The 24,307-nt window shown below is 62.6% G+C and carries 24 protein-coding genes; 9 read left to right on the forward strand and 15 right to left on the reverse strand.

Going from position 1 to position 24,307, the window contains the following annotated elements; translation table 11 throughout:
• Nucleotides 1-56: 56 nt before the first annotated feature.
• The gene (locus G489_RS0102100) at nt 57-455 is read right to left on the reverse strand and encodes a hypothetical protein (protein ID WP_051332206.1); all 399 of its coding nucleotides are present in this window, start codon (nt 453-455) and stop codon (nt 57-59) included.
• Nucleotides 455-946 (reverse strand): single-stranded DNA-binding protein, encoded by a 492-nt coding sequence (locus G489_RS0102105; RefSeq protein ID WP_029040127.1) that lies wholly within the window; start codon nt 944-946, stop codon nt 455-457. The genes G489_RS0102100 and G489_RS0102105 overlap by 1 nt, the downstream gene beginning before the upstream one ends.
• A gap of 336 nt (nt 947-1,282) precedes the next feature.
• Between G489_RS0102105 and G489_RS18710 the strand changes: the two genes are divergently transcribed.
• From G489_RS18710 to G489_RS0102140, 6 genes are all read left to right on the forward strand, one after another.
• Complete coding sequence (locus G489_RS18710; RefSeq protein ID WP_081691351.1) at nt 1,283-2,464, forward strand: alkane 1-monooxygenase; 1,182 nt, start codon at nt 1,283-1,285, stop codon at nt 2,462-2,464.
• A 556-nt stretch (nt 2,465-3,020) separates the two neighbouring features.
• Nucleotides 3,021-5,924 carry an excinuclease ABC subunit UvrA gene (uvrA, locus tag G489_RS0102120; RefSeq protein WP_051332208.1) on the forward strand — a complete coding sequence of 968 codons (2,904 nt, stop codon included), beginning with the start codon at nt 3,021-3,023 and terminating at the stop codon, nt 5,922-5,924.
• A 274-nt stretch (nt 5,925-6,198) separates the two neighbouring features.
• Nucleotides 6,199-6,360: a hypothetical protein gene (locus G489_RS0102125; RefSeq protein ID WP_155889286.1), complete on the forward strand. Its 162-nt coding sequence runs from the start codon at nt 6,199-6,201 to the stop codon at nt 6,358-6,360.
• 99 nt (nt 6,361-6,459) lie between these two features.
• On the forward strand, nt 6,460-6,609 hold the full coding sequence (locus G489_RS22165) for a DUF1127 domain-containing protein (protein ID WP_081691352.1): 150 nt from the start codon (nt 6,460-6,462) through the stop codon (nt 6,607-6,609).
• A 40-nt stretch (nt 6,610-6,649) separates the two neighbouring features.
• A complete protein-coding gene (locus G489_RS22170; protein ID WP_081691353.1) occupies nt 6,650-6,799 on the forward strand; it encodes a DUF1127 domain-containing protein in 150 nt (49 codons plus the stop codon).
• A 162-nt stretch (nt 6,800-6,961) separates the two neighbouring features.
• Nucleotides 6,962-7,549 (forward strand): hypothetical protein, encoded by a 588-nt coding sequence (locus tag G489_RS0102140; RefSeq protein ID WP_029040131.1) that lies wholly within the window; start codon nt 6,962-6,964, stop codon nt 7,547-7,549.
• A 62-nt stretch (nt 7,550-7,611) separates the two neighbouring features.
• Here G489_RS0102140 and G489_RS0102145 read toward each other — a convergent pair whose 3' ends face one another.
• Complete coding sequence (locus G489_RS0102145; protein WP_051332209.1) at nt 7,612-8,256, reverse strand: glutathione S-transferase family protein; 645 nt, start codon at nt 8,254-8,256, stop codon at nt 7,612-7,614.
• Between the two features lie 137 nt (nt 8,257-8,393).
• On the opposite strand from G489_RS0102145, the gene G489_RS0102150 reads away from it, so the two are divergent.
• Nucleotides 8,394-8,957 (forward strand): type 1 glutamine amidotransferase domain-containing protein, encoded by a 564-nt coding sequence (locus G489_RS0102150; protein WP_029040133.1) that lies wholly within the window; start codon nt 8,394-8,396, stop codon nt 8,955-8,957.
• A 123-nt stretch (nt 8,958-9,080) separates the two neighbouring features.
• Entirely contained in the window at nt 9,081-10,454 is a 1,374-nt protein-coding gene (gene trmFO / locus G489_RS0102155) for a methylenetetrahydrofolate--tRNA-(uracil(54)-C(5))-methyltransferase (FADH(2)-oxidizing) TrmFO (protein WP_029040134.1), read from the forward strand.
• A 707-nt stretch (nt 10,455-11,161) separates the two neighbouring features.
• Here trmFO and G489_RS0102165 read toward each other — a convergent pair.
• Genes G489_RS0102165 through yajC form a run of 5 tightly spaced genes read right to left on the reverse strand, consistent with a single transcriptional unit; the run spans nt 11,162 to nt 17,129 of the window.
• The gene (locus tag G489_RS0102165; RefSeq protein WP_029040136.1) at nt 11,162-12,916 is read right to left on the reverse strand and encodes a DUF4153 domain-containing protein; all 1,755 of its coding nucleotides are present in this window, start codon (nt 12,914-12,916) and stop codon (nt 11,162-11,164) included.
• A 44-nt stretch (nt 12,917-12,960) separates the two neighbouring features.
• The gene (locus G489_RS18715; protein ID WP_051332210.1) at nt 12,961-13,815 is read right to left on the reverse strand and encodes a phytoene/squalene synthase family protein; all 855 of its coding nucleotides are present in this window, start codon (nt 13,813-13,815) and stop codon (nt 12,961-12,963) included.
• A complete protein-coding gene (locus G489_RS0102175) occupies nt 13,812-14,207 on the reverse strand; it encodes an Mth938-like domain-containing protein (RefSeq protein WP_029040137.1) in 396 nt (131 codons plus the stop codon). The genes G489_RS18715 and G489_RS0102175 overlap by 4 nt, the downstream gene beginning before the upstream one ends.
• Before the next feature lie 9 nt (nt 14,208-14,216).
• Nucleotides 14,217-16,757: a protein translocase subunit SecD gene (gene secD, locus G489_RS0102180; protein ID WP_029040138.1), complete on the reverse strand. Its 2,541-nt coding sequence runs from the start codon at nt 16,755-16,757 to the stop codon at nt 14,217-14,219.
• A 36-nt stretch (nt 16,758-16,793) separates the two neighbouring features.
• The gene (gene yajC, locus G489_RS0102185) at nt 16,794-17,129 is read right to left on the reverse strand and encodes a preprotein translocase subunit YajC (protein ID WP_029040139.1); all 336 of its coding nucleotides are present in this window, start codon (nt 17,127-17,129) and stop codon (nt 16,794-16,796) included.
• A gap of 163 nt (nt 17,130-17,292) precedes the next feature.
• Here yajC and G489_RS0102190 point away from each other — a divergent pair, with 163 nt between their 5' ends.
• Nucleotides 17,293-18,180 carry an ATP-binding protein gene (locus tag G489_RS0102190; protein ID WP_029040140.1) on the forward strand — a complete coding sequence of 296 codons (888 nt, stop codon included), beginning with the start codon at nt 17,293-17,295 and terminating at the stop codon, nt 18,178-18,180.
• Nucleotides 18,181-18,209: 29 nt separating this feature from the next.
• Here G489_RS0102190 and G489_RS18720 read toward each other — a convergent pair whose 3' ends face one another.
• The 7 genes from G489_RS18720 to tatA all read right to left on the reverse strand — a co-directional run bounded on the left by G489_RS18720 (nt 18,210) and on the right by tatA (nt 24,278).
• Nucleotides 18,210-19,334 carry a M23 family metallopeptidase gene (locus G489_RS18720; protein WP_081691354.1) on the reverse strand — a complete coding sequence of 375 codons (1,125 nt, stop codon included), beginning with the start codon at nt 19,332-19,334 and terminating at the stop codon, nt 18,210-18,212.
• Between the two features lie 50 nt (nt 19,335-19,384).
• Nucleotides 19,385-20,050, reverse strand: coding sequence for a protein-L-isoaspartate(D-aspartate) O-methyltransferase (locus G489_RS0102200; protein WP_029040141.1), 666 nt, complete (start codon nt 20,048-20,050; stop codon nt 19,385-19,387).
• Nucleotide 20,051: 1 nt separating this feature from the next.
• Nucleotides 20,052-20,843 carry a 5'/3'-nucleotidase SurE gene (surE, locus tag G489_RS18725; RefSeq protein WP_051332212.1) on the reverse strand — a complete coding sequence of 264 codons (792 nt, stop codon included), beginning with the start codon at nt 20,841-20,843 and terminating at the stop codon, nt 20,052-20,054.
• Complete coding sequence (gene serS / locus G489_RS0102210; RefSeq protein WP_029040142.1) at nt 20,840-22,120, reverse strand: serine--tRNA ligase; 1,281 nt, start codon at nt 22,118-22,120, stop codon at nt 20,840-20,842. Before serS ends, surE begins: the two co-directional genes overlap by 4 nt.
• Nucleotides 22,121-22,170: 50 nt before the next feature.
• Nucleotides 22,171-22,932, reverse strand: a complete 762-nt coding sequence (gene tatC / locus G489_RS18730) for a twin-arginine translocase subunit TatC (protein ID WP_051332260.1) — start codon at nt 22,930-22,932, stop codon at nt 22,171-22,173.
• A 125-nt stretch (nt 22,933-23,057) separates the two neighbouring features.
• Entirely contained in the window at nt 23,058-24,035 is a 978-nt protein-coding gene (gene tatB, locus G489_RS21535; RefSeq protein WP_051332213.1) for a Sec-independent protein translocase protein TatB, read from the reverse strand.
• 48 nt (nt 24,036-24,083) lie between these two features.
• The gene (gene tatA, locus G489_RS0102225) at nt 24,084-24,278 is read right to left on the reverse strand and encodes a twin-arginine translocase TatA/TatE family subunit (RefSeq protein WP_029040143.1); all 195 of its coding nucleotides are present in this window, start codon (nt 24,276-24,278) and stop codon (nt 24,084-24,086) included.
• Nucleotides 24,279-24,307: the final 29 nt, after the last annotated feature.

Here is a 24,307-nt window from a genome sequence, read left to right on the forward strand (position 1 = left end):
GCGGTGCCAGGGATCATGATCAAGGCCGGCCATTGTGCCGGCCTTTTTTGTTGCGCCTATTCCGCCGGCAACGTCACGACGAGTTGAGTGCCGCCATAACCATGCACGCTGTCATGGGCGCGCACTACGATCTCGGACACGCCGTCAGGAATGTCGAGGCCGGTCAGTGACCGGGTGAAGGGCTGTTCGGTGACATGGGGGTGCAACAGGACGCGGGTTCCGAGCACGGTGCCGTCGGGTGCGAGCACCTCGAACCTGTCGGCATAGTGGTCCCAGCCCGTATCGGCATGGGCGATGGTTGCGGAAATGCGCCAGGTGCCGTCCGGCTCCCGGCTTGCCGAGGCATCACGTATGTCCGCCTCCCCGGCAAGGGCGGAGGGCGCGGCAGCCAGAGCAAGCAAAAGGGCCGCCGCGCCAAAAACCGTCCCGGTCGTGGAACCGACCGGAAATCGCATCAGAACGGGATATCGTCGTCGACATCGCCGGTGTCGAAGCTCGGGGCATTGCCACCGCCGCCACCGCCGGCCGGGCGCGAACCACCTCCGCCGAAATTGCCGCCACCGCCGCCGCCAAAGTTGCCACCGCCGCCTTCACCGCGGCTGTCGAGCATGGTCAGCGACGAATTGAAGCCCTGCAGCACCACTTCGGTCGAGTAGCGCTCCTGACCGGACTGGTCTTCCCATTTCCGCGTCTGCAGCTGGCCTTCGAGGTAAACCTTGGATCCCTTGCGCAGATACTGCTCGGCAATCCGTGCCAGCCCCTCATTGAAGATCACGACCCTATGCCACTCGGTGCGCTCGCGCTGCTCACCCGAATTGCGGTCTTTCCAGCGCTCGGAAGTCGCCACCCGCAGATTGACGATGGGACGGCCGTCCTGGGTCTGGCGCACTTCGGGGTCGGCCCCCAGATTGCCGATGAGGATGACCTTGTTTACGCTGCCTGACATATCGAATTCCTTTCGCCGGGCCACGGGGCCCTGCCATGTCCGTCTGTTTTGCGCGCATCATAAGGGGGAAAACGCGGCTTTGCCCGGGCAAACCCGATCATCCACAGCGTTTTCGGCGCACATGTTTTTGTTCTCTTTATGTTCCATTTGCCCGATCCCGTGTCAAGGCTGGCCCATTCTTTTCGCCCCGATCTGACCCCGTCAGGAGACAAAAAGCGGTTCTGTTGCAGCTTGCGCCGAGGCGCAATCTGCGGCAGGACAGGGCCGACCCGGCACCGGTAATTCGGCGGCCGTGACCGGTCCGAAGCACCGGTCCCAAGCCAGGAATGGAACCAGATGAGTTCGACGACCACATCTCCCGACAGGAAGCCGTTGTTGGCGCGCCGCGCGTTCAACACCGTCCGGTATTCGACGATGAACCTGTTCTTCATCTTCTCGACTATCGCGATGGCTGTGGGCGGCGGCTGGATGTGGTTCACGGTCGCCACGGCCTATTTCTTCGGCGGCATGGTCGAGGAATGGGTGGGCGATGCCGGTAATCGCGAGGATCTTCCCCCGGCCTGGTATCTCAATCTCCAGCTGCTTTTGACGCTTCCCCTGTCGGTGCTGATGACCGTTGTGTGCCTCAACACGGTCACCGACGGGTTCTGGTTCATCGATACTGTGCTCTATGCCATCGGCTTTGATCCGGCGGCGGCGCGCGTGGCTACCGGTTTCTGGAGCACGCTTGGCGGGATCATGGGGCTCGGCGTTCTTTATGGCATGGGCGGGGTCATTGTTGCCCACGAGCTTGTGCACCGTACCGGGCAGACGCTCGACTATCTCATGGGCCGCTGGCTTCTGGCTTTCACCTGGGATACCGGCTTCGCCATCGAGCATGTCTATGGCCACCACAAGCATGTGGCGACAGAGCAGGACCCGGCGACAGCCAAACGCGGGGAGTATATCGGCGTTTTCGTCTTCCGCTCGACCTGGGGACAGATCCTGTCTGCCTATGGGTTCGAAAGGGCGCGGCTCGAACGCCGCGGCAAGAAGGATTTGTTTTTCAACAATCGCTTCTGGCGCGGCCAGCTGATGACCTTGGGCACCATCGCGCTGTTCGTCATCTTTGCCGGGCCTATCGGCATCCTGTGGGCCTTCCTCGCCGCCTTCATCGGCAAGTTCTATCTCGAGACCGTCAACTATATCGAACATTACGGGCTGGTCCGCGTGCCCGGCACCCGGGTTGAACCGCGCCACAGCTGGGACAGCCACCGCCGCGTTTCGACCGGCATGTTCTACAATCTGCCGCTGCACTCGAACCACCACACCTTCGCGACCAAGCCCTATTGGGAGCTCGAACAGAATGGTGGCAAGGCGCCCATGCTGCCGCTCGGCTATGTCCCGATGATCATTCTCGCGTTCTTCCCCGAGGTCTGGGCGGTCCTCTCCAAGGCCATGCTGCAGGAATGGGACGAAAAGCTCGCCAGCGAAGGCGAACGCGAACTCCTCAAGGAACGCGGCCAGTTGTTGCGGTAGGCTGGCAGAAACACGGAATCCGCCTTTCCCTTATCGTCATTCCCGCGCCGGCGGGCACTAGCGCAGGGCGGCATTTCAAGACGACAGCACGAGCACTGTCCTCGTCCTGAACTCGGGGCGCGTGCTTCCCCTCCGTGCCGCCCCGGACTTGATCCGGAGGCCATGGGATTGATCATCGAGGTCCCGGCTCGGAGGCCGAGCAAGCACGGAGCGGCTGGTGGTCATTGTTGAGGCCCATGCGCCAACCCCTTCGCCACCAGCGCTATGCCGCTAACTCACATGGATTCCCGCCTCGGCCGGAGCGAAGCGCCGGGCAATGCCTGCCGGCCCATGTCCTTGATCATATTCAGCTTCTCACCCGCCCCTGCCGTCGGCATGGCAGAGCATGTCAGGGGTTGTCCGGTGATCCGCTTGACATCGGGGCTTGCGTTCTTTTTATGTTCTCGGTACCGCATAGCACGCCGAATGCCTACATAAGGCCCGGACGTTTCACGGTGGTCCGATGCCGCCGCGTTGCGTATCCCGTACACAGCCCGTTTCAAGGATTACCCGGCTCATGTCATCGACCCGGCCTACACCGTCGCCGCTGAACCGCGAGATCGTCATTCGCGGGGCCAAGGAGCACAATCTCAAATCCGTGGACCTGACCCTGCCGCGCGACCAGTTGATCGTGATGACGGGGCTTTCCGGCTCGGGCAAATCCTCGCTCGCCTTCGACACCATCTATGCAGAGGGCCAGCGCCGCTATGTCGAATCGCTTTCGGCCTATGCGCGCCAGTTCCTTGAAATGATGCAAAAGCCCGATGTCGAGAGCATTGAAGGGCTGAGCCCCGCCATCTCCATCGAGCAGAAGACCACCTCGCGCAATCCGCGCTCGACCGTGGGCACGGTCACCGAGATCTACGACTATATGCGCCTGCTTTTCGCGCGCGTCGGCATTCCCTATTCGCCGGCCACGGGCCTGCCGATCGAAAGCCAGACGGTCACCCAGATGGTCGACAAGGTGCTGGAGCTCGAAGAAGGAACGAGGCTCTATCTGCTGGCGCCGATCGTGCGGGGCCGCAAGGGCGAATACCGCAAGGAACTCGCCGAGCTGATGAAAAAGGGCTTTCAGCGGGTCAAGATCGACGGAGAATTCCACGAGATCCCCGACGCCCCTGCCCTCGACAAGAAGATCAAGCACGACATCGAAGTGGTGGTCGACCGAATCGTTGTCGGGCCCGACATGCAGTCGCGGCTTGCCGACAGTTTCGAGACCGCCTTGCGGCTGACCGACGGTATTGCCATCGCCGAGTTCGCCGACAAGACCGAGGACAATGGCGAACCCGCGCGCCTGATCTTTTCGGAGAAGTTCGCTTGCCCGGTTTCCGGCTTCACCATTGCCGAGATCGAGCCGCGCCTGTTCTCGTTCAACAACCCGTTCGGTGCCTGCCCGGTCTGCGACGGGTTGGGTAGCGAAACCCAGATCGACCCCGAGCTGGTGGTGCCGGACGAAACGCTGAGCCTTAAAAAGGGCGCCATCGTGCCCTGGTCGCGCACCTCCGCTCCCTATTACCAGCAGACGCTCGAGGCCGTGTGCAAGCATTTCGGTGCCAGCACCGCGACGCCATGGGCTGAATTGCCGACGGAGGTGCGGATTGCTGTGCTCTACGGCACGGACGGGAAAAAGATCGACTTCGTCTATGACGACGGCTTGCGCTCCTACAAGACCTCCAAACCCTTTGAAGGGGTGATCGGCAATCTCACCCGCCGTTTCCGCGAAACCGAAAGCGCGGGTATGCGCGAGGAGATCGAGAAGTATATGTCCGCCGCGCCTTGCGAGGCATGCGACGGCTACCGGCTGAAGCCCGAAGCGCTGGCCGTCAAGATCGCCGGGCTGCATGTGGGCCAGGTCTCGGCCATGTCGATCAAGGGCGCGCATGAATGGTTCGAGGCCCTGCCTGCCGAACTCAACGACACCCAGCGCGAAATCGGCGAACGCATTCTCAAGGAGATCCGCGAGCGGCTGAGCTTCCTCAACGATGTCGGGCTCGACTATCTCACGCTGAGCCGGAACTCCGGATCTCTTTCGGGCGGCGAAAGCCAGCGCATCCGGCTGGCGAGCCAGATCGGGTCCGGGCTGACCGGTGTTCTCTACGTGCTCGACGAACCTTCGATCGGGCTGCATCAGCGCGATAATGCGCGGCTGTTGGAAACGCTGAGGCGGCTGCGGGATCTCGGCAATACGGTGATCGTGGTCGAGCATGACGAAGACGCGATCCTGACCGCGGACCATGTGGTCGATATCGGGCCGGGTGCCGGCGTGCATGGCGGGCAGATCGTCGCCGAAGGCAGGCCGGAGGACATTCTGGCGCATCCCGACAGCCTGACCGGGCAATATCTGAGCGGCCGCAAGGCAATCGCGGTGCCAGCCGAACGGCGCGACATTTCGAAGACCCGGCGGTTGAGCCTGACCGGTGCGACCGGCAACAACCTCAAGGATGTCTCTGTCGATGTGCCGCTGGGCACGTTCATCGCCGTGACCGGGGTGTCGGGCGGCGGCAAGTCGACCCTGATCATCGATACGCTCTACCAGGCGATTGCCCGCAAGCTGAATGGGGCGCGGGTGCACCCTGCCCCCTATGAAACGCTGGCCGGTCTCGAATTCCTCGACAAGATCATCGATATCGACCAGTCCCCGATCGGGCGGACGCCGCGGTCGAACCCGGCGACCTATACCGGGGCTTTCACGCCGATCCGCGAGTGGTTCGCCGGGCTGCCGGAGGCCAAGGCGCGTGGATATGCGCCGGGTCGCTTCTCCTTCAACGTCAAGGGCGGGCGCTGCGAGGCGTGCCAGGGCGATGGCGTCATCAAGATCGAGATGCACTTCCTGCCGGACGTCTACGTCACCTGCGATGTCTGCAAGGGCAAGCGCTACAATCGCGAGACGCTCGAGGTCGAGTTCAAGGGCAAATCGATCTCCGATGTGCTCGACATGACAGTCGATGAAGCCGTCGAGTTCTTCTCCGCCGTGCCCGCGATCCGCGACAAGATGAAGACGCTGCAGCGCGTCGGCCTCGGTTACGTGAAGGTCGGGCAGCCGGCAACAACCCTGTCAGGCGGCGAGGCGCAGCGGGTCAAGCTCTCCAAGGAGCTTTCGAAGCGCGCGACAGGGCGAACGCTCTACCTGCTGGACGAGCCGACAACCGGCCTGCATTTTCACGATGTGGCCAAGTTGCTCGAGGTGCTGCACGAGCTGGTGGAGACCGGGAACACGGTGCTGGTCATCGAGCACAATCTCGAGGTCATCAAGACCGCAGACTGGATCATCGACCTTGGTCCCGAAGGCGGGGATGGCGGCGGCGAGATCGTGGCGATTGGCCGGCCCGAGGATATCGTCGAGGAGCCGCGCTCCTATACCGGCAAATTCCTCAAGGAACTGCTGGATCGGCGCGACGGGGTGGCCTCGGCGGCAGAATAACGCCTATCCCTCTGCGGCTTGGATGCGAAGGCGGTCCGCGTGGCCGCCTTTTTCATGTGCCGATTTCAGCGGGTTGCGCTGAGCGCATGGGGGGCCATGAATCCATCCCACCGGGTTTACGGGTATTTTGTGACCGTTTTTGCGTGTCTGCATGCGTCAGGCGCATATCGATCCTGCACATGGCTGCATAGCAGCGCCGGGCGAACGCCCCTAGGATTCTCGTGTTGTCTTTCATCATTCAAGAGGCAGGGCGATGAACCGGCAGGCGGCAAAAATGCGGCAATATCTGGACGTTAAGCAGGCAGTGCGGGAGATCGATATCGATATCCGGCTGGCCTGTGACGATCTGGGGATTCCCAGGAACGCGATTTTCGAGATGCAGGCCGGCGATCTGCATTGCTTTCGGCGCGGGGGCTGTGACGCAAGGATTCGTTAATTTGCCATGCAAAAAATGCATGGGCGGCTTGCGATTTACCCCTCTGCTCATTCCCCTCCATCGGCACTATCTCAGCGCTGTCAGCAATGGAGAAGACCGATGAACATCGCAGCTAGCTTCCGCAAGTGGAATTCCTTCCGCCGCACCGTCCGCGAACTCGAAAGCCTTGATGACCGTGCACTGCACGATCTGGGCCTGACCCGCGGCGAAATCCGCTTTGTGGCACGCAACCAGGCCGCCCGCGTCTAACGGACGGCCTACACCCTAACCCCATTCAAGGAGAATCTACATGAGCATTCGTGATAGCTTCCGCCGCTGGAACACCTTCCGCCGTACCGTGCGCGAGCTCGAAAGCCTCGACGACCGTCAGCTGAACGACCTCGGCATTTCCCGCGGCGATATCCGCTACGTGGCACGTGACCATGCCGAACGGATCTAACCCGTCGGACGGCTGCCAAGCCCACCAGCGGCAAGACCTTCGAACACCCGCCCTCTTCTAGAGCGCGGGTGTTTTCTTTTTTCAGGCGTGTTTTCACCCGCTTGACCGATATTCGGCGTGCTGCCACCTTCCTTGCTTCAGTTTTCCGGAAAGGACGCCGCCATGTTCGCACGCCTCGCTGCTACCGCCGCCATCGCCCTTGCCAGTTTTTCATCGGCCCTGCCGGCCATCACGCCGGTTACCGGCGTCTCGACCGCCCTGGCGCAGGCCCCTGGCGTTCCAATCGCCAGCCTCACCCCCGACATCGTGCAAAACTTCGTTGCATCCTATCCGGAAGTCCGGGCGCTCACGCAGCAGCTCGAGACCGAGTTCGACACCGAAACCATGGACGAGGAATCGCCTGCCGCCGCCTTTATCGGCTTCATGGCCTATGAGGATGCGCAGAATCGCATCAATGCCGTCATTGAGCCGCACGGGTTCTCCGGGTTCATGGAATGGCTGCAGACGATGAGTGCGGTGACCCAGGCCTATGCCTGGGCCGAACAGGGCGGCGCCATGGACCAGCAGATGGCCGCCGCCATCGAGCAGGTTCAGAACAACCCAGGCCTGACCGACGAGCAGAAGACCATGATGATCGAGCAGATCACCGCGGCCTCGGACGCCATGGGTGCCTCACGTCCGCCCCAGGAGAATATCGACGCGGTCAACGCCCATGCTGACGCTGTGCGGTCGATTTTCGAGGCTGAATAGCAACATCATAAGGTCCCGGCTCGGGGCCGGGACGGTGTGCGGATATCGCAAGATCCCGGTGGTCAGGAGGCCCTGAGCTCCGAATAGTCGATCTCGACGCTGTCGCGGAAAGCCTGGCGCTCTTTCAACCGGGCATGCCAGGCCTCGATATGCGGAAGCGCGGGACGATCGATCTCCATGGTCTCCCAACGATAGAGCCCTGCGCCGGCGACGATATCGGCATAAGTCAGGCGGTCCCCGGCCAGATAGGGCGTGCGCGCGAGCTGGGTCTGCATGACCTCGAACGCCTTGACGGTGGCCGCGACGCAGGCATCGACTTTTGCCTGATCGCGCTTTTCCGCAGGCACCCGCACCAGGTTGAGAAAGATATTGAGCCAGGCCGGCTGAAAGGTCGAGCATGACCAGTCTGCCCATTGGTCCACCAGCGCCCGCTCCACCGGGCTTTCCGGCCATAGTGTGCCCTTGCCGTAGCTCGCCGCGAGGTAGCGGACGATGGCATTGCTCTCCCACATGATCAGATCGCCGTCGCGCAAGGCGGGAACCAGCCCGTTCGGGTTCATCGCGCGATAGTCCGGCAGGTCGTTGCCGCCGAACTTGCCCCCGATATCGACACGTACATAGTCGAGATCGAGTTCGGCGAGCGTCCAGAGGACCTTCTGGACATTGGCAGAGGTCTTGCGCCCCCAAAGTGTAATCTGGCTGGTCACGGCAATATCTCCAATCGGAAGGGATTCGATTCAAAAGCTGTAGGTCTGGGCTCAACTTGCCCCAATTCGCAACGCGAAGGAACGGGCCGGCCGGGGGCAGCGTTTGTCCCTCAGCAAACGAACCAAGGAGATTTCCCATGAAGGATCTCAGCAACAAGAAGGTCGTGATCATCGCGACCGACGGATTCGAACACTCCGAGTTGACCCAACCGCGCGACAGGCTCAGCGATGCCGGTGCCGACGTCCATGTTGCCGCGCCCGAACCGGGCGTCATCCGCGGCTGGTCCCACGGCGACTGGGCCCAGTCGGAACCGGTTGACAAGACCATCGACCAGGTCGCACCGCGCGACTATGACGCCGTGGTTCTGCCCGGCGGGCAAATCAATCCCGACGTGTTGCGGCTCAACGACAAGGTGATCACCCTCATCCAGACATTCTGGAGCGAAGGCAAGGTGGTGGCAGCGGTGTGCCACGCACCCTGGCTTCTGATCGAAGCCGGTCTCGTCAAGGACCGCAAGGTCACCTCCTATCCCTCGATCCGAACCGATGTGATCAATGCAGGCGGACACTGGAACGACCATCCGGTCATCGCCGATCAGGGCCTTGTGACCAGCCGGAACCCCGGCGATCTCGAGGATTTCTGCAACAAGATTGCCGAAGAGATTCTTGAAGGTCGGCATGACCGCCGCGAAGCGGCCTGAATTCGGTCCGATCGATGCACGGCGGCGGCACACTGCGCTTGTGCCGTCCCGCCCCCATTGCGTATAGCAGGCGCAAATCAGCCGGTGGCCCCGCCACCGGCGCGTCTTTGAAAGCGAAGCGTAATGGATCCCATTCACGTCATTGGCGGCGGACTTGCCGGCTCGGAAGCCGCCTGGCAGGCGGCGGAAGCCGGCGCGCCGGTCATCCTTCACGAAATGCGGACGGTGCGTGAAACCCACGCCCACCAGACCGACCACTTTGCCGAACTCGTCTGCTCGAATTCGCTGCGCTCCGACGATCATGAGCACAATGCCGTCGGTCTGCTGCACGAAGAAATGCGGCGCGGCAATTCGATCATCATGAAATGCGCCGATGCTCACCAGGTGCCCGCGGGCGGTGCACTGGCGGTCGACCGTGTCGGTTTTTCCGAGGCGGTCACACAGGCCGTCTCCGGCCATCCGAACATCACCATCGATCGTGGCGAAGTGGCCGGGCTGCCGCCCGAGGACTGGAAGCACGTCATCATCGCCACCGGCCCCCTCACCTCGGATGCGCTGGCGGCCGCGATTCTGGAGCTGACGGGCGAGGAATCGCTGGCGTTTTTCGACGCTATCGCGCCCATCGTCTACAAAGACTCGATCAACATGGACATCGTCTGGGCCCAGTCGCGTTACGACAAGCCCGGCCCGGGCGGGACCGGCTCCGATTATCTCAACTGCCCGATGAACGAAGACCAGTACAACGCCTTCATCGACGGGTTGATCGAGGGTCAGGAGCATGAACTCAACGAATGGGAAAACATCCCCTATTTCGACGGGTGCCTGCCCATCGAGGTGATGGCCAAGCGCGGCCGGCAGACCCCGCGTTTCGGTCCCATGAAACCGGTCGGGCTGACCAATCCGCGCGATCCGGACAATCCGCCCTATGCAGTGGTGCAGCTGCGGCAGGACAATGCGCTCGGGACGCTGTGGAATATTGTCGGGTTCCAGACCCGGCTCAAATATGGCGAACAGGCCGACATATTGCGCAAGATCCCGGGTCTCGAAGAGGCGAAATTCGCCCGGCTGGGCGGGGTTCACCGCAACACCTTCCTCAATTCGCCGAAACTGCTGGGCGCCGATCTGCGGCTCAAGGCCATGCCACGGCTGCGCTTTGCCGGCCAGGTTACCGGCGTCGAGGGCTATGTGGAGAGCGCGGGACTCGGACTTGTTGCCGGTCGCATGGCCGCAGCAGACCGGGCCGGCACGCCCCTGCCCCCGCCGCCATCGACCACAGCGCTCGGGGCGCTGATCCATCACATCACCGGTGGCCATCTGGCCGATGAAGCCAATGGCGTGAAATCGTTCCAGCCGATGAATGTCAATTTTGGGCTCTTCCCGGAGGTGACGCTGGTGAAGCCGGAGGGCGTCAAACGCTGGCGCGGCAAGGACAAGGCCATGGCCAAGAAGAAGGCGATCACCAGCCGGGCGCTCTCTGACATTGCGGGCTGGTTGTAGAGGATTTCTGCGCACGCTCTCGCCCTTCGTGGTTCGCCCTTCGACCAGCTCAGGGTGAGGGTGGAGATTTGGGCGCTACTTCCCTCCTCGTCACCCTCGGGCAGCCCGCCGGCGCGAGGCGGGTAAGACCCGAGGGTCCATGAGGCATCACATGTAGTTCGGCGGTACTCACTGGGCGCACGCGGCTCCCGCGTGGCATCCCATCATGGATGCTCGCGAATTTGACTGCCTCACGCCCGGGGGGCTGATCCGTGGCCTAGACAACTTTACAGGAGGTCCCGGCTCTCTCTTTGTCTCACGGCGCGCACCGCTCCGGTCACGACGCTGGTCGCTGTGACCTCCACTGCGCCTGCGACGCCGCGGCGCAAAAGTGCGCCGGGGTCCTCATTCGGGCTGCGCCCTCTCTCGTCCTCCTTTTCCCTCGCCAGGTATTTCGGGCCGCCCCGGACTTGATCCGGGGCCAAGATCATTTCTAACGAGGTCCCGGCTCAAGGCCGGGACGGCGCGGTATGTTTGTACTGCGCCGCAACACATACTGGCCTCATCCTGAGGCGGGAGCGCCACCGGCGCGACCCTCGAAGGACGCCCTCGCCCTTCGAGGCTCAGCACCGCTTCGCACCTCGGGGTGAGGGCGCTGGGTTGCATCTTCCCAGGTCGTCCCGGACATTCTATTGCGTCACGCCGGCGGGCTGGGCAAACAACAACCTTTATTCCCGCACCGGTTCGGCGAAGACGCTGCCGTTGAGCCAAAGCAGTTCGGCGGGGGTTTCGCCGGCATCGGGCCGGCGGTAGCTCATATCGTTGACGACAATCAGGAAATCGCGGCCCTCCAGCGTGAAGGGCAGAGCCGGATCAACCACCGTGTCTCCCGTCTGGCGAGTAAGCCAGCCTGTCAGGTCGAGCGTTTGTTCGGCTTCGCCCCGGGCGCTGGCGAAATGCAAGGTATTGCCGGTGTGGCGCAGGGTGAGGCCGGGATAGTCGGCGCTGGCCCTTGCGGACAGCTGCAGGCGCCCGAGATAGAGCGGCGTGGCGCTGACATCCACGGGAACGCTGGCAGTGCCGGCATCGACGCGGGCAATTCGGTCGGGCACGGGCTGGTCGGGTGCGCGCGGGATCGACAAGGCCTCCATGTAGTCGAACGCGCTGGTCCTCGACAGGGAATCCCCCGTGGCGGGCAGTGACACATCCCGCTCGGCTAACACCGTATCGAGGGTGCGGCGTCCTTCAGCGCTGCCCATGAGAAAGAAGATGGCACCGCGGGCGGTTGCCGCTGTTTCTTCGTCCATCGATTCTGCTGCAAGCGCTGCCTCGAGCCGGTCGAGCTGGTTGATGCGGGACAGGTTCTCGACATTTTGCGGACCGACGGCACCAAGGAGCAACAAGATCGCTGCAAGGCCCGGGATCAGGCGAATGTCGCGGGTGAAGGGCAGAAGAAAGGCGAGCGTGACCAGCACGGCCCAGACGCCACCCAAGACCAGCACCACGCGCTCCGGGGTCAGCCCATAGGCCGCAATGCGGTCATAGACGCCCCATGCGAACAGACCGAGCGGGATGACGGTCAGCAAGGGCCAGAGCCGGCGGAACCAGCGGACGAGCGGTTTCTCGCGCATGAACTCGGGATGCAGGACCAGCCAGTTGGCAGCGCCGGTAACCACGAAGGTCAGCACCAGCCAGCCCACAATACCTTCCGGGAAGGTGCGGGTGACCGCGATCTGGATGGCATAGGCCAGAAGGATCAGCGCATAGGCGAACAGCAGCGGGGTGAGCACGAACTGCCCCAGAAAGCCGATGGCGCGGGACAGGAAATCCGGTTCAGTGAGATCGAGCGGTTCGTAATCGGCAAGGCGCGGAATCGTCGACAACCAGTAAAGCGGCGCGAACAGGAACAAGGTCAGCGGCATCAGCCAGTTGCCGATCAGATCGTCGATATCGATGCCGAAGAGCAGGCTGAGTGCCTGATGGATGGCGAACAGGCCAAGCAGGACAAGCGCAACAGCGACCCCGGCGATGGCGCCGGAGATGATGGCGCGGTGGTTGATCCACCAGAACCGGTCCTGAGCGTCTTCGCGACCGCCCCGGGCGCGGTCGAACAGCCCGGGTGCCGTCGACAGCATGAGCAGGACCGCAGCCGCCAGGGCGCCGGGCACGACCCAAGTACTGTCATCGATCTGGAACAGGCCGAAAACCAGGATCGCGGGAAACAGGCTGAGCGCAATGCCCCTCGCCCCGGTCAGGCGCAGGTTTTCCGCCACCAGGCGCCCGGCGACCGCCATGAAGCCGCCTGCCGCGAAGCCGAAAGCCAGGCGCCGCATGGCATCGCGATCGCCGGCAATGAGCCAGTCATTGGCCGTCAGGATTGCGGTCAGGGTCAGGGCCAGCGCGAACAGGACCGCCACCGGGAACCGCGTCACGGTTTCGGTCACGTCCGGTGCAAGCCGGTCAAGACGGTAGGAAATGGCCACGGTAACCCCTCACCCAGGCTCGCCGGCCAGGATCCGCGCGATGCCTATTTCTGGCTTTTCATGGCCCAGAACAGCACAGCAGCGATCTTTCGCCAATCCGCGCCCGCCGGATAGAGCGCGAACGGTGTCTGGCGGTGCCGTTCCAGAGCCTTCAAGCGCTTATCAATCAAGGCAATTGCGGCAAAAGCGGGCCGGATTTCGCGAGGAAGCAAGACAATCGCGGTGCGGGCCTCTTCCAGGTGATCTGTCGCGATGGACCGAAGTTCAGCGAGCGCATCGCCAAGGCCCTCGGTCATCGACCCTGCGAAAAGCTGGCTTTCGGTCACACCATGCCGGGTGAGAAGGTCGTGAGGCAGCATCAGCCGGCCTGCCGCCAAGTCCGCCGGCATGGCGCGCAGATGCAGGCTCAGGCTGTCAGCGACGCCGAGGTGACCGGCGGCATCGCCGGATTGCGGCTCACGTCCCCCGTTCAGGATCATCGCGGCGTAGTGATAGAGGATCGAAGCGGTTTCGCCCGCATAACCCTCGGCCTGGCCGAGATCCGGCATCGGATCGTCATAAAGATCGAAGCGGCGGGCATTGACCATGCGCATCAGAGGCACGGTGGAGAGCCCGAATGTCTCGATGGTATCGAACAGCGCATCGGCGACCGGATTGGCGCGCACGGCGCCGTGCTCGGTTCCTTCGAGCGCATCGGCCCACCACTGCAGGCGGATCTCGCCCGGCGCGGGTTCGGTGACCCGGCCGCGCACCGCGGCCAGTTCGGCAGCAAAGGCCCACAAGGCCTGGATATGGGCACGGGCCGGTTCCGGGAGCACCAGGGAGGCGATGTAGCGGTCGCCATCGAGCTGTTTGAGCGCCGCGGTGGCGAGGCCGTAGCTGTCGGGGTGGACGCTCACCGCTTCGCCCGTTCCACCGCGATCAGTCCCGCGCCGACCGGGCGCTTTTCGCCCAGCATGACGTTGTAGGTGCGCACGGCGGCGCCGGTGCTCATCGGCTCGACGATGATGCCGCGCTCGGAAAACAGAGCCCGGATGGCGGGATCGAGAAAGACGATGTCCTCACCGGTGCCGAGAAAGAAAACCTCGATTTCAGAATCACTTGCGAGCGGCGCTGAAAGTGATGATTCCGATATTCCCGCCGGTTCGGACACTTCCCAGGCGTGCATGCCCGACGGCAGGCACAACAGCGAGCCGCGATGCGACATGTCGGCAAAGCGGAACCCACCATTGCCATAGGCATCGATGGGCGCCTGATAGGGGTAATGGCCGTCGCGAACTGGTCCGGGCATTCAAATCGCCTATACGGCTGCGCCGTCCGCCCGTTTTTCGGCCTTGGGCTTTTCTTCCCGGGCGGCCAGCTTGAAGTAGATCAGAAGCGGGGCCGCGATGAAGATCGAGGAATAGGTCCCCACGACCACACCCCAGGTCATCGCCACGGTGAAGCTGCGGATCACTTCGCCGCCGAAGACCACCAGCGAGAGCAACGCCAGGATGGTGGTGAACGAGGTCAGGATCGTGCGCGACAGGGTCTGGTTGATCGACATCGTCAACAGGTCGGGAATCGACATCTTGCGGAACTTGCGCAGGTTTTCGCGCACGCGGTCATAGACCACCACGGTATCGTTCAACGAATAGCCGACGATGGTGAGAATGGCCGCAATGGAGGCAAGGTTGAACTCGAATCCCGTGATCGCGAACATGCCGATGGTGAGCGCTACGTCATGCACCAGGGCCATGACGGCGCCGACGGCAAACTGCCACTCGAAGCGCAGCCAGATATAGGCCAGCACGGCGACAATGGCGACGACGACGGCAATCGTGCCGGTCTGGGCCAGTTCGCCGGACACGGTCGGGCCGACCACCTCTGTGCGGCGGACATTGTAGCCCGCATCCTCGACAGCGGTGGTGACCTTGGTCACGGCCTCCTGCTGCGCGGCATCGCCGCCCGGCTGGGCCTCGATACGGATCAGCACGTCTTCAGGCGTGCCAAAGCCCTGCACGGCGACATCGCCGAGGTCGAGCCCGGACAACTGTTCGCGCACCGCGCCGATATCAGCAGGGCCGGACTGCGACTGGATCTCGATGGCGGAACCGCCCTTGAAGTCGATGCCGAGATTGAGCCCGGTGGTGCCGAACAGGCCCATCGAAGCAATGATCAGCAGGCCCGAACCGATAAAGGCACCGACACGCCACTTCATGAAGGGCACCTTGGTACCATCCGGAATCAGGGACAGCAGGCGCAGCTTGAGTTCCTTGGGGCGGCGCATCCTGTACCAGCGGGCGATCATGAACCGCGTCAGCAGATAGGCCGTGAACAGGGTCGTGACGATACCGATAGCCAGGGTCACGGCGAATCCGCGGATCGGGCCGGAACCGAGGAAGAACAGGATGATGGCTGCGATCAGGGTGGTGACGTTAGCGTCGACAATGGTCGCGATGGCGCGCTGGAAGCCCGCCTCGAGCGCCTGAACGACGTTTCGTCCGGCCGCCCTCTCCTCGCGTATGCGCTCATAGATCAGCACATTGGCGTCAACGGCCATACCGATGGTCAGCACGATACCGGCAATACCCGGCAGGGTAAGTGTGGCGCCAAGCAATGACAGCGCCCCCAGCAACAGTACCAGGTTGACCACCAGCGAGATGGTGGCAAACACCCCGAACAGGCCGTAGGCGATGATCATGAAGACGATGACGGCGAGCGTGCCGACAACGGCAGCGAGCTGGCCGGCGGCGACGCTGTCCGCGCCCAGGCTCGGGCCGACGGAGCGCTCCTCGATGATATCGAGGCTCGCGGGCAGCGAACCGGCACGCAGAAGCACGGCAAGGTCGGTGGCGCTCTCGGGTGTGAAGCTGCCCTGGATCTGGCCTGACCCGCCGGTGATCGGCTGAATGATATTCGGCGCGGTGATCACCGTGCCGTCGAGCACGATGGCAAAACGGCGGTTCACGTTCTGCGAGGTGATCTCGGCAAACTTGATACTGCCCCGGGTATCGAAGCGGAAGGTCACAACGGGCTGCGAGGTGCGGGAATCAAAGCTCGGTTGAGCGTCCTGCAGGCTTTCGCCGCCGATAGCCACGTCTTCGTAGAGCAGTTCCTCGCCACCATCGTCGGACGGCAGGATCATCGTGCCCTCGGGCAGACCACGGGCCCTCGCCTGTTCCGGTGTCATGCCCGGATAAACAAGGTGGAAGGTCAGGCGCGCGGTCTTGGAGATGATTTCCTTGAGGCGGGCCGAATCGTCGAAACCCGGCACCTGCACAAGAATGCGGTCATTGCCCTGACGCTGGATTGTCGGCTCGGTGGTGCCGAGTTCGTCGATACGATTGCGGATCACTTCGATCGATTGGCTGACGATCGAGGAAAGCTGCGCATCGATCCCCTCATCGGTGAGGGTCAGGGTGAGCTTGCCATCATCGGTCCCCGACAGAACCGTTTCCTGCACCGTGCCGAGGGACAGCGCGGAGGCCTGGACGGTGTTGACCAGTTCCTCGAGCGCGTTGCGGGCCTCATCAATGCGAACAGGGTCGGTCAACTCGATGGTCAGGGTCTGACCTTCGGTGGTGATGACGTTGCCGATGCCATTCTCATTGGCGAGAATCGTGCGCGCCTCACGCCGCAATTCGCCCAACCGTTCGGTTGTGATCCCCTCACGGTTGACCTGCAAAAGCAGGTGCGAACCGCCCTGCAGATCGAGGCCGAGCACAATCTGGCGATTGGGCATCCAGTCAGGCCATGTCTCCACTGTCTTGGCGTCGAACAGGTTCGGCACCGTGAAGAGCACACCCAGAAGCGTGACGAGCAGAATGAGGATCGAACGGATCGGCGAGGATTGCAGCATGGGTCAGGAAGGCCTGTGAACGGTCGGGGAAGTCGCTCAGTTCTTGTTTTCGTTCGCCGGGGCCGGCTTGGAACGCACGTCGGCAATCATGCCGCGGACGACCTTGACCCGTACGTTCTCGGCAATCTCGAGCTCGATGTCGGCGTCTTCCTTGACGCGGACAACCTTGCCCACAATGCCGCCGGAGGTCACGACGGTGTCACCGCGCGAAATCGCGTTGAGCATGTTCTGATGCTCCTTGGCGCGGCGCTGCTGCGGCCGGATAATCAGAAAGTAGAAAATCGGGATAATCAGCAGGATCGGCAAAAGGCCGCTGAAAATATCCATGGCGCCGGCGCCGCCCGCCTGCGCATAAGCTGGAGTGACAAACATCGAAAAGCTCTCCTGGGGTCAACTTGTCAAAGCCGAGCGGTTTCATCCATAAGTGCCGCAAGGCTCGATTGATGCATCCGTTCCGGAAATCGCGGCGGACTATACAAGCGGGTCAACTGGATTGCAAAGCCATTCCCCCGTCGAGATAACAGACTGATAAACCATGACAAAACCCGAATTTCCGGATGGAATCGCTGAAACGCTGAACGATATCGCCGCCTCGCTCGCGGTCTTGAGCGGGCGCGCCGAACGCGCCGCGCCGGACTTCGATGCCGCCGAGGCCTTCGTCTGGGAGGGTGCGACCGGCAGCCTCAAGCCGGTGGCGCGGGTGAACCGGGTAAATCTGAGTCTTTTGAAGGGGATCGACGCAGTATCCGATCAACTGCTTCAAAACACGGAGCAATTCGCGCGCGGCATGGGGGCGAACAACGCCCTTTTGTGGGGTGCGCGCGGCATGGGCAAGAGCTCGCTCGTCAAGGCTGTCCACGCGCATGTGAATGCGCTTGGCGACCGGGATATCTCCGCGCTCAAGCTGATCGAGATCCATCGAGAGGATATAGAAACGCTCCCTGCCCTTATGAAGACCCTGGCAGCCACCAAAAGCCGATTCATCGTGTTCTGCGACGATCTGTCTTTCGATCAGGGTGAGGCGACCTACAAATCGCTCAAGACCATTCTCGATGGCGGGCTCGAAGGCCGGCCGGCGAATGTATTGTTCTATGCTACGTCGAACCGCCGGCACCTGATGCCGCGCGATATGATCGACAATGAGCGCGCGACAGCTATCAATCCCGGCGAGGCGATCGAGGAGAAGGTATCGCTTTCAGACCGGTTCGGGCTGTGGCTGGGTTTCCACAATTGCGACCAGGACACCTATCTGGCGATGGTGCACGGCTATGCGGAGCATTTCGGCCTGACGTTGCCGGAAGAGGAATTGCGGGCCCGCGCGATCGAATGGGCGGCCACACGCGGTGCCCGGTCGGGCCGTGTCGCGATCCAGTTCATTCGCCAGATCGCAGGCGAAAACGGTCAGGCAACTGAAATCGCCTGACCGCCCGATCTGCTGGTAAAGTTGGAGGTTCAGCCAGCCAGAAGAGGAACCGGGTCGACCGGGGTCGCCCCTTTGCGCAGCTCGAAGTGGAGCTGCGGACGGGTCACCGAGCCGGTCATACCGGCAGAGCCGATATTGTCGCCGCGGTTGACCGCCTGGCCCTTCTGGACCGCAATATCCTTGAGGTGCGCATAGGCGGACACGAAGCCGTTCGCGTGCCGGATAAGCACCAGATTGCCATAACCTTCAACGGTGTTGCCCGTGTAGATCACGGTGCCGTTTTCAGCGGCGCGGATCATTGCGCCTTCTGGCGCTTCGATATTGATGCCGGTGCCCTTGGACGACTTGAAGTCGACGATCAGGCGTCCCTGTACGGGCCAGCGGAAATTGTCTGCGCTCGAAGCGGCAGGCGCGGAGCCCAAGGGCTGCTGCGCGGGTGCCGGCGCCGGGCTGACCGAGGCGGTCTTGACCGGATCGGTCTCGACAGGCTTGGGCTGCGGCGCGGATTGCTTGACCGGCTCTGCCTGTTTGGGCTCCGCAGACGCAGTCTGGACCGGCTTGGGCGCATTGCCCTGCTTGCCCGGAATGGTCAGGCGCTGTCCGACAAAGATCTTGTCGGGGGATTCGAGCCCGTTGGCGTGCACGATGGAGTCGGTCGTGACGGAATATTTGCGGGCGATCGCATACAGCGATTCACCGGATTCAATGACGTGCGTGAAACCGCCAACCGACGCGGGTTCAGTCGCCAAATTGGGCACAGGCTGGGTCGCGGGACGCGGCGCGGCGCTGGCAACAGACGTCTGCGGGTTCATGGTTGTTGTACCCTTGGTTGCACTGGGTTGAGCGGGCGGCAAGGCTGCCGACTGCACGACGGGCGCCGCAACCTGGTTCGGCGCCACGTTGTTCGGGTATCGCGGTCCGACATCCGAAGGCGGCACATACGGCCCCTGCGGTGCGGATGTCAGTTGGCCCGGCATGGGCTGACTGACATTGCCGGCCGACGCCGTTCGCGTCGATCCGGTGATATCGGAACCGGAGAACATCGAGGTGGTGCTGCAACCGGAAACCGCCAGGCCAAAGACCATCGTGGCTACAATTGCGGTTGAAGACTTCAGTCGCGGATCGACCACGCGCATACGCATCGGGGCACTCATACTCAGCTACTCACTCGAGCACAGCATGGGCCGTTAAGGTAAAAACTAGCTTAAAGTGCGCGGGATTTTCCTTGAACCAGCGCTGAAAGGCGAACTTGCCCCCCTTCTCGCTCGATCACGGTGTCGTCGACGCGCTCGAAACGGGTGAGGATCTGACGCTCGTTCGGCTCGCCAAGCGGCGCCACCAGCACGCCGTCGTCAGCCAGCTGTTCGATAAGGATTTCAGGGACTTCAGTGATCGAACCGGTCACCAGTATCCGGTCGAACGGGGCATGGCTGACAAGGCCCTCGAACCCGTCACCATGCAGGCCGACAATGTTGGCGCAGCCGATTGTCTGCCAGCGCGTTTCGGCTTGAGATAAAAGCGTTCTGTACCGGTCCATGGTAAAAACCCGGCGAGAAAGTTTACTCAAAAGCGCTGCGGCGTAGCCCGAACCTGTGCCGATTTCGAGCACCGAATTCACACCACCGTTAATGCCCATGAGGTCGATCATGCGTGCCAGGGTCACCGGCGAGGTCATGGATTGGCCGCAGGCAATGGGCAGGGAAACGTCGCGATAGGCGTGTTCGGCGAACTCTTCGGGCACAAAGGCTTCGTGCGGAGTGGCCTCAATGGCGCGCAGGAGCGGTGCGTGGGTCACGCCGAATTGGCGAAGGCGGAGAATAAGCTGGGCACAGGCCAGACGGTGCCCTTCGGGCTCGTCCACGCCGGTCATGTCAGGCGGCGCCCCGACCCTGCCGGGCAGCGAAATGGCGCTCGAGCGCAGTTGCCGCCTCGCGGTCGGTCTGTTGCAGCAACAGGGGGGTCACCGTGATCGCGTGATTGTCGATCAGGTTGGCGAAGTCGGCCTCCGGGTCGAGCGGATGCGGTGCATCGAGAACGGCGACGAAGTGCTTGCCTGCATTGTCCGAGGGATAAAACTCGAACGGCGACCGCGAAAAGCGCTGATGCGCGACGATGCGCACCCCGGTTACTTCCGTCGGTGTGCAGCGCGGAAAGTTGACGTTGAAATAGGTCTCGGTGCCGCTCGCCGCTTCGAGAATGGTCTCGACCACCTCCACGGCGTGATGCTCGGTCGCCTCCCAGTTGAGACTGTGCGGTGCGCTGAAATCCATGCCCTGACTCAGGGCGATGCCGAGGGCACCCTGAAGGGCCCCTTCCCGCGCTCCGGCGACGGTCCCCGAGCAGTGAATGAGATCCCCGACATTCTGTCCCCGATTTACACCTGACAGGACGATGTCGGGACGGTGGTCCTTCATCAGATGCGTGATGCCGCCGACGACACAATCTGCCGGGGTGCCGTTGAGCGCGTAGACCCGCTCCTCGCGCCTGTCGAGTTCGAGCTCATAGCCCAGCGAGAAGCGATGCCCGGCACCGGACTGGTTCTCCGCAGGCGCCACGACCCACACATCCTTTGAGAAATGATCCGCGATCTCGCGCAACAGCGCCAGACCGGGCGCGTCGACGCCATCGTCATTGGTCAAAAGGATACGCGGTTGGTCACTCATTGAGCCGGGCCGATCTTCTCCATTCCGCCCATATAGGGGCGCAGCACTGCGGGAATGGTAATCGAGCCATCCTCGTTTTGATAGTTTTCCATCACCGCGATCAGCGCGCGGCCCACAGCGATGCCGGAGCCATTGAGGGTGTGGAGGTAATCCACCTTGCCATCTGCATCGCGGTAGCGGGCCTGCATGCGGCGCGCCTGGAAATCGCCAGCGGTCGAGATCGAGGAGATCTCGCGATAGGTGTCCTGCCCCGGCAACCAGGCCTCAAGGTCGATCGTGCGCCGCATGGAGGCGCCGGTGTCGCCCGCACAAAGGGTGAGCACGCGATAGGGAATTTCGAGCGCCTTGAGCACGTCCTCGGCACAGTCGAGCAGCCGGAGCTGTTCGTCGTCCGATTTGTCTGGCGTGGTGATGGCCACCATCTCGACCTTGTAGAACTGGTGCTGACGCAGCATGCCGCGGGTGTCTCGGCCTGCGGAGCCGGCCTCGGAGCGGAAGCACGGGGTGAGCGAGGTGAAACGCAGGGGCAGGTCCGCGCCTTCGGTTATCGCTTCGCGCACCAGATTGGTCAGCGAAACCTCCGAGGTGGGGATCAGCCAGCGATTGTCAGTGGTGACAAAGGCATCTTCGGCGAACTTGGGCAGTTGCCCGGTACCGAACAGCGCTTCTTCGCGCACCAGGAGCGGAGCGACGATCTCGGTGAAACCATGCTCGTTGATGTGCAAATCAAGCATGAACTGTCCGAGCGCCCGTTCGAGGCGGGCGAGTTGACCGCGCAGCACCACGAAACGCGAACCGGCAAGCTTGGCAGCGGTTTCGAAATCCATGAAACCGAGCGCTTCTCCGAGCTCATAGTGCTCTTTGGGCTTGAAGTCGAAGCGCCTGGGCTCGCCATGCCTGTGGCGCTCCACATTGTCATCCTCATCGGCCCCATCCGGCACATCGTCGGCCAGGATGTTGGGCAGAAGCGAAAGCGCGTCGTCCAGCGCTTCGGCGCGCCGGCGCGACTTCTCTTCGAGATCCTGAACTTCCGACTTGAGGTCGGCGACCTGGCGGATCACTTCCTGCGCCCGCTCTTCATCACCGGATGCCTTGGCCTTGCCGATTTCCTTGGAGGCGGCATTCTGGCGCTGCTGCGCATCGTTCATGGCCTGAACGGTTTCGCGGCGGTCTTCGTCAAGCGCCAGCAGATTGGCGGCAACGGGCGACACGCCGCGACGCGCCATCGCCGCATCGAATGCCTCGGGATTGGCACGAATCCATTTGATGTCGAACATGATTTCCGGCTTCCTGCGGTCCGGTGGCGCGGGAAACGCGCCCTGTCGGGTTAGCTGTTGTCGGCCCCGGTTGCGGCCGCGTCGATGACCTTGCGGCGGCGATTGCGTTCCACAATCCGTACCGAGATGATCGACACCTCGTAGAGCAGCAAAAGCGGGACTGCAAGGCCAAGCTGGGAGATCGGATCGGGCGGCGTCAGGAAGGCCGCCACGACCAGAACGGCCACGACCGAGTATTTGCGCCAGGACTTGAGATTGTCGCTGGAAATCAGATCGACCATGGCCATGAGCGTGAGCGCGATTGGCAACTGGAAGCAGATGCCGAAGGCGAGAAGCAGGGTCATGATGAGACCCAGATATTCCGAAACGCGCGGCAGCATTTCGATGGTCGCCATCCCCGGGCCGTTGACCTCTTGGGACAGGAAGAAGCCCAAAGCCAGCGGCAGAACACCGTAATACATGGTGGCGGCGCCAATGACGAACATCACCGGTGTCGCGATCAGGAAGGGGATAAACGCCTTGCGTTCGCGCTTGTAGAGGCCTGGAGCCACGAACATGTAGACCTGGCTGGCCAGCACCGGGAAGGCCAGGAAGATAGCCGCGAACAGAGCCACTGAAAGCTTGGTGAAGAAGAATTCCTGGGGTGCGGTATAGATCAGCCGCACGTTCTCGATGCCGCCAGCGGCGCGCTCAAACGGGCCAAGCAGGAAGGCGTAGATGTAATCGGCGATGAAGAAACAGCCGACGAACAGCACAGCGACGGTCAGAAGCGACCAGATGAGACGCTGGCGCAACTCGATGAGGTGCTCCATGAGGGGCGCCTCGCTACCTGCGAGCTCGTCCTCAGTTTGCTCCTCGACATCGGCGCCATAGGCGACAGCCTCGTCGTGATTGGCTTCAGGCTCGGTTTTCGCCGGCTCGGTCGTCATAGGGGCGCCTAGCTTTCGGTCTCGGCCGGCTCGGCCTTGTCAGATTTGGCAGCGGCAGTTTTGGCAGAGGCAGGTTTGCGGGCGGCGGTCTTGCGCGACGCCGTTTTGCTCGGCGTGGTCTTGCCCGGTGTGGTCTTGCTGGCAGCGCTCTTGGTAGCGGTAGGCTTGGTGGCTGTCGTCGTGCTGGCAGCCGTGTCGCTTGCCGTTGCCTTCGGCGAAGGTGTTTTGCGAGCACCGGTTTTCGCGGCCGCAGGCTTGCTCCCATTCGACTTGCTCGCCGCAGGGGTCTTGCTCGCCGTAGGGGTCTTGCTTGCTGCCGTTGTCTTGCTTGCAGCGGTTTTGCGGGTAGCGGTCTTGGACGCCGCAGTCTTGGGGGCAGGTGTTCTGGACGCAGCGGTCTTGGACGGCGTCGACTTGCTGGCTGCCGTTTTCGACTTCGCGCTCGATTTGCCGGTGGCTGTCTTGCCGGTGGCTGTCTTGCCGGTTGTGGCCTTGCTCGCCGGGGTTTTGCCTGAAGCCGACTTGCCGGACGCAGGCTTGCGCGTAATGGGCTGTTTGCGCTCGGGCGGCTTGCCCACGACCTTCTTGGCCACGACCTTCTTGGCCGGCGCCGCCTCAGCAGCGGCTTCGCCAGCCTTCATGCCGGCGGCCTCGCGGATCTCGTTAACGACGCTCTCGCTGCCTTCCTGCTTGGGCTTGAGCGCGCCCGAAGGGCTCGACTTGCCGTCGGAATCGATCTTGTTGAATTCGCTGCGGATCTGGCGCGAAGTCTCTTTGAGCGGATTGGTGATGGAATTGCGGATCGACTTGAGATCGTCGACATCGCCGGCCTTGTTCAGTTCAGCCTTGAATTCATTGCCCATGCGGCGCACTGCGCCGGCAAAGCGCCCCATCTGGCGCAGCATAGCCGGCAGGTCGCGCGGACCGACAACGATCAGCGCGAGCGCGGCGATAATGAGCATTTCGCTCCAACCGAGGCTCAACATGCGAACGGCCCTAAGCTATCGCGTAACGGAATGGCCCGGAAACGCGGTTCAGGCGTCGGTCCGTTCCTTGTCCTTCTCGGCATTGATGTCGATCTGGGAGGGCTTTTCCTCGTCGGCCATGCCTTTGCGGAAGGCTTTGATGCCGGAGGCGACTTCTCCCATCATATTCGCGATCTTGCCACGGCCGAACAGCAGAATGGCCGCTACGGCAATGATCAGAATACCCCAAGGGCCTGGATTCATAACTCGCTCCTTTGCGGCGGAGATGATCC

Origin of the sequence: Cucumibacter marinus DSM 18995 (genome assembly GCF_000429865.1) — a bacterium.
Lineage (GTDB): Bacteria > Pseudomonadota > Alphaproteobacteria > Rhizobiales > Devosiaceae > Cucumibacter > Cucumibacter marinus.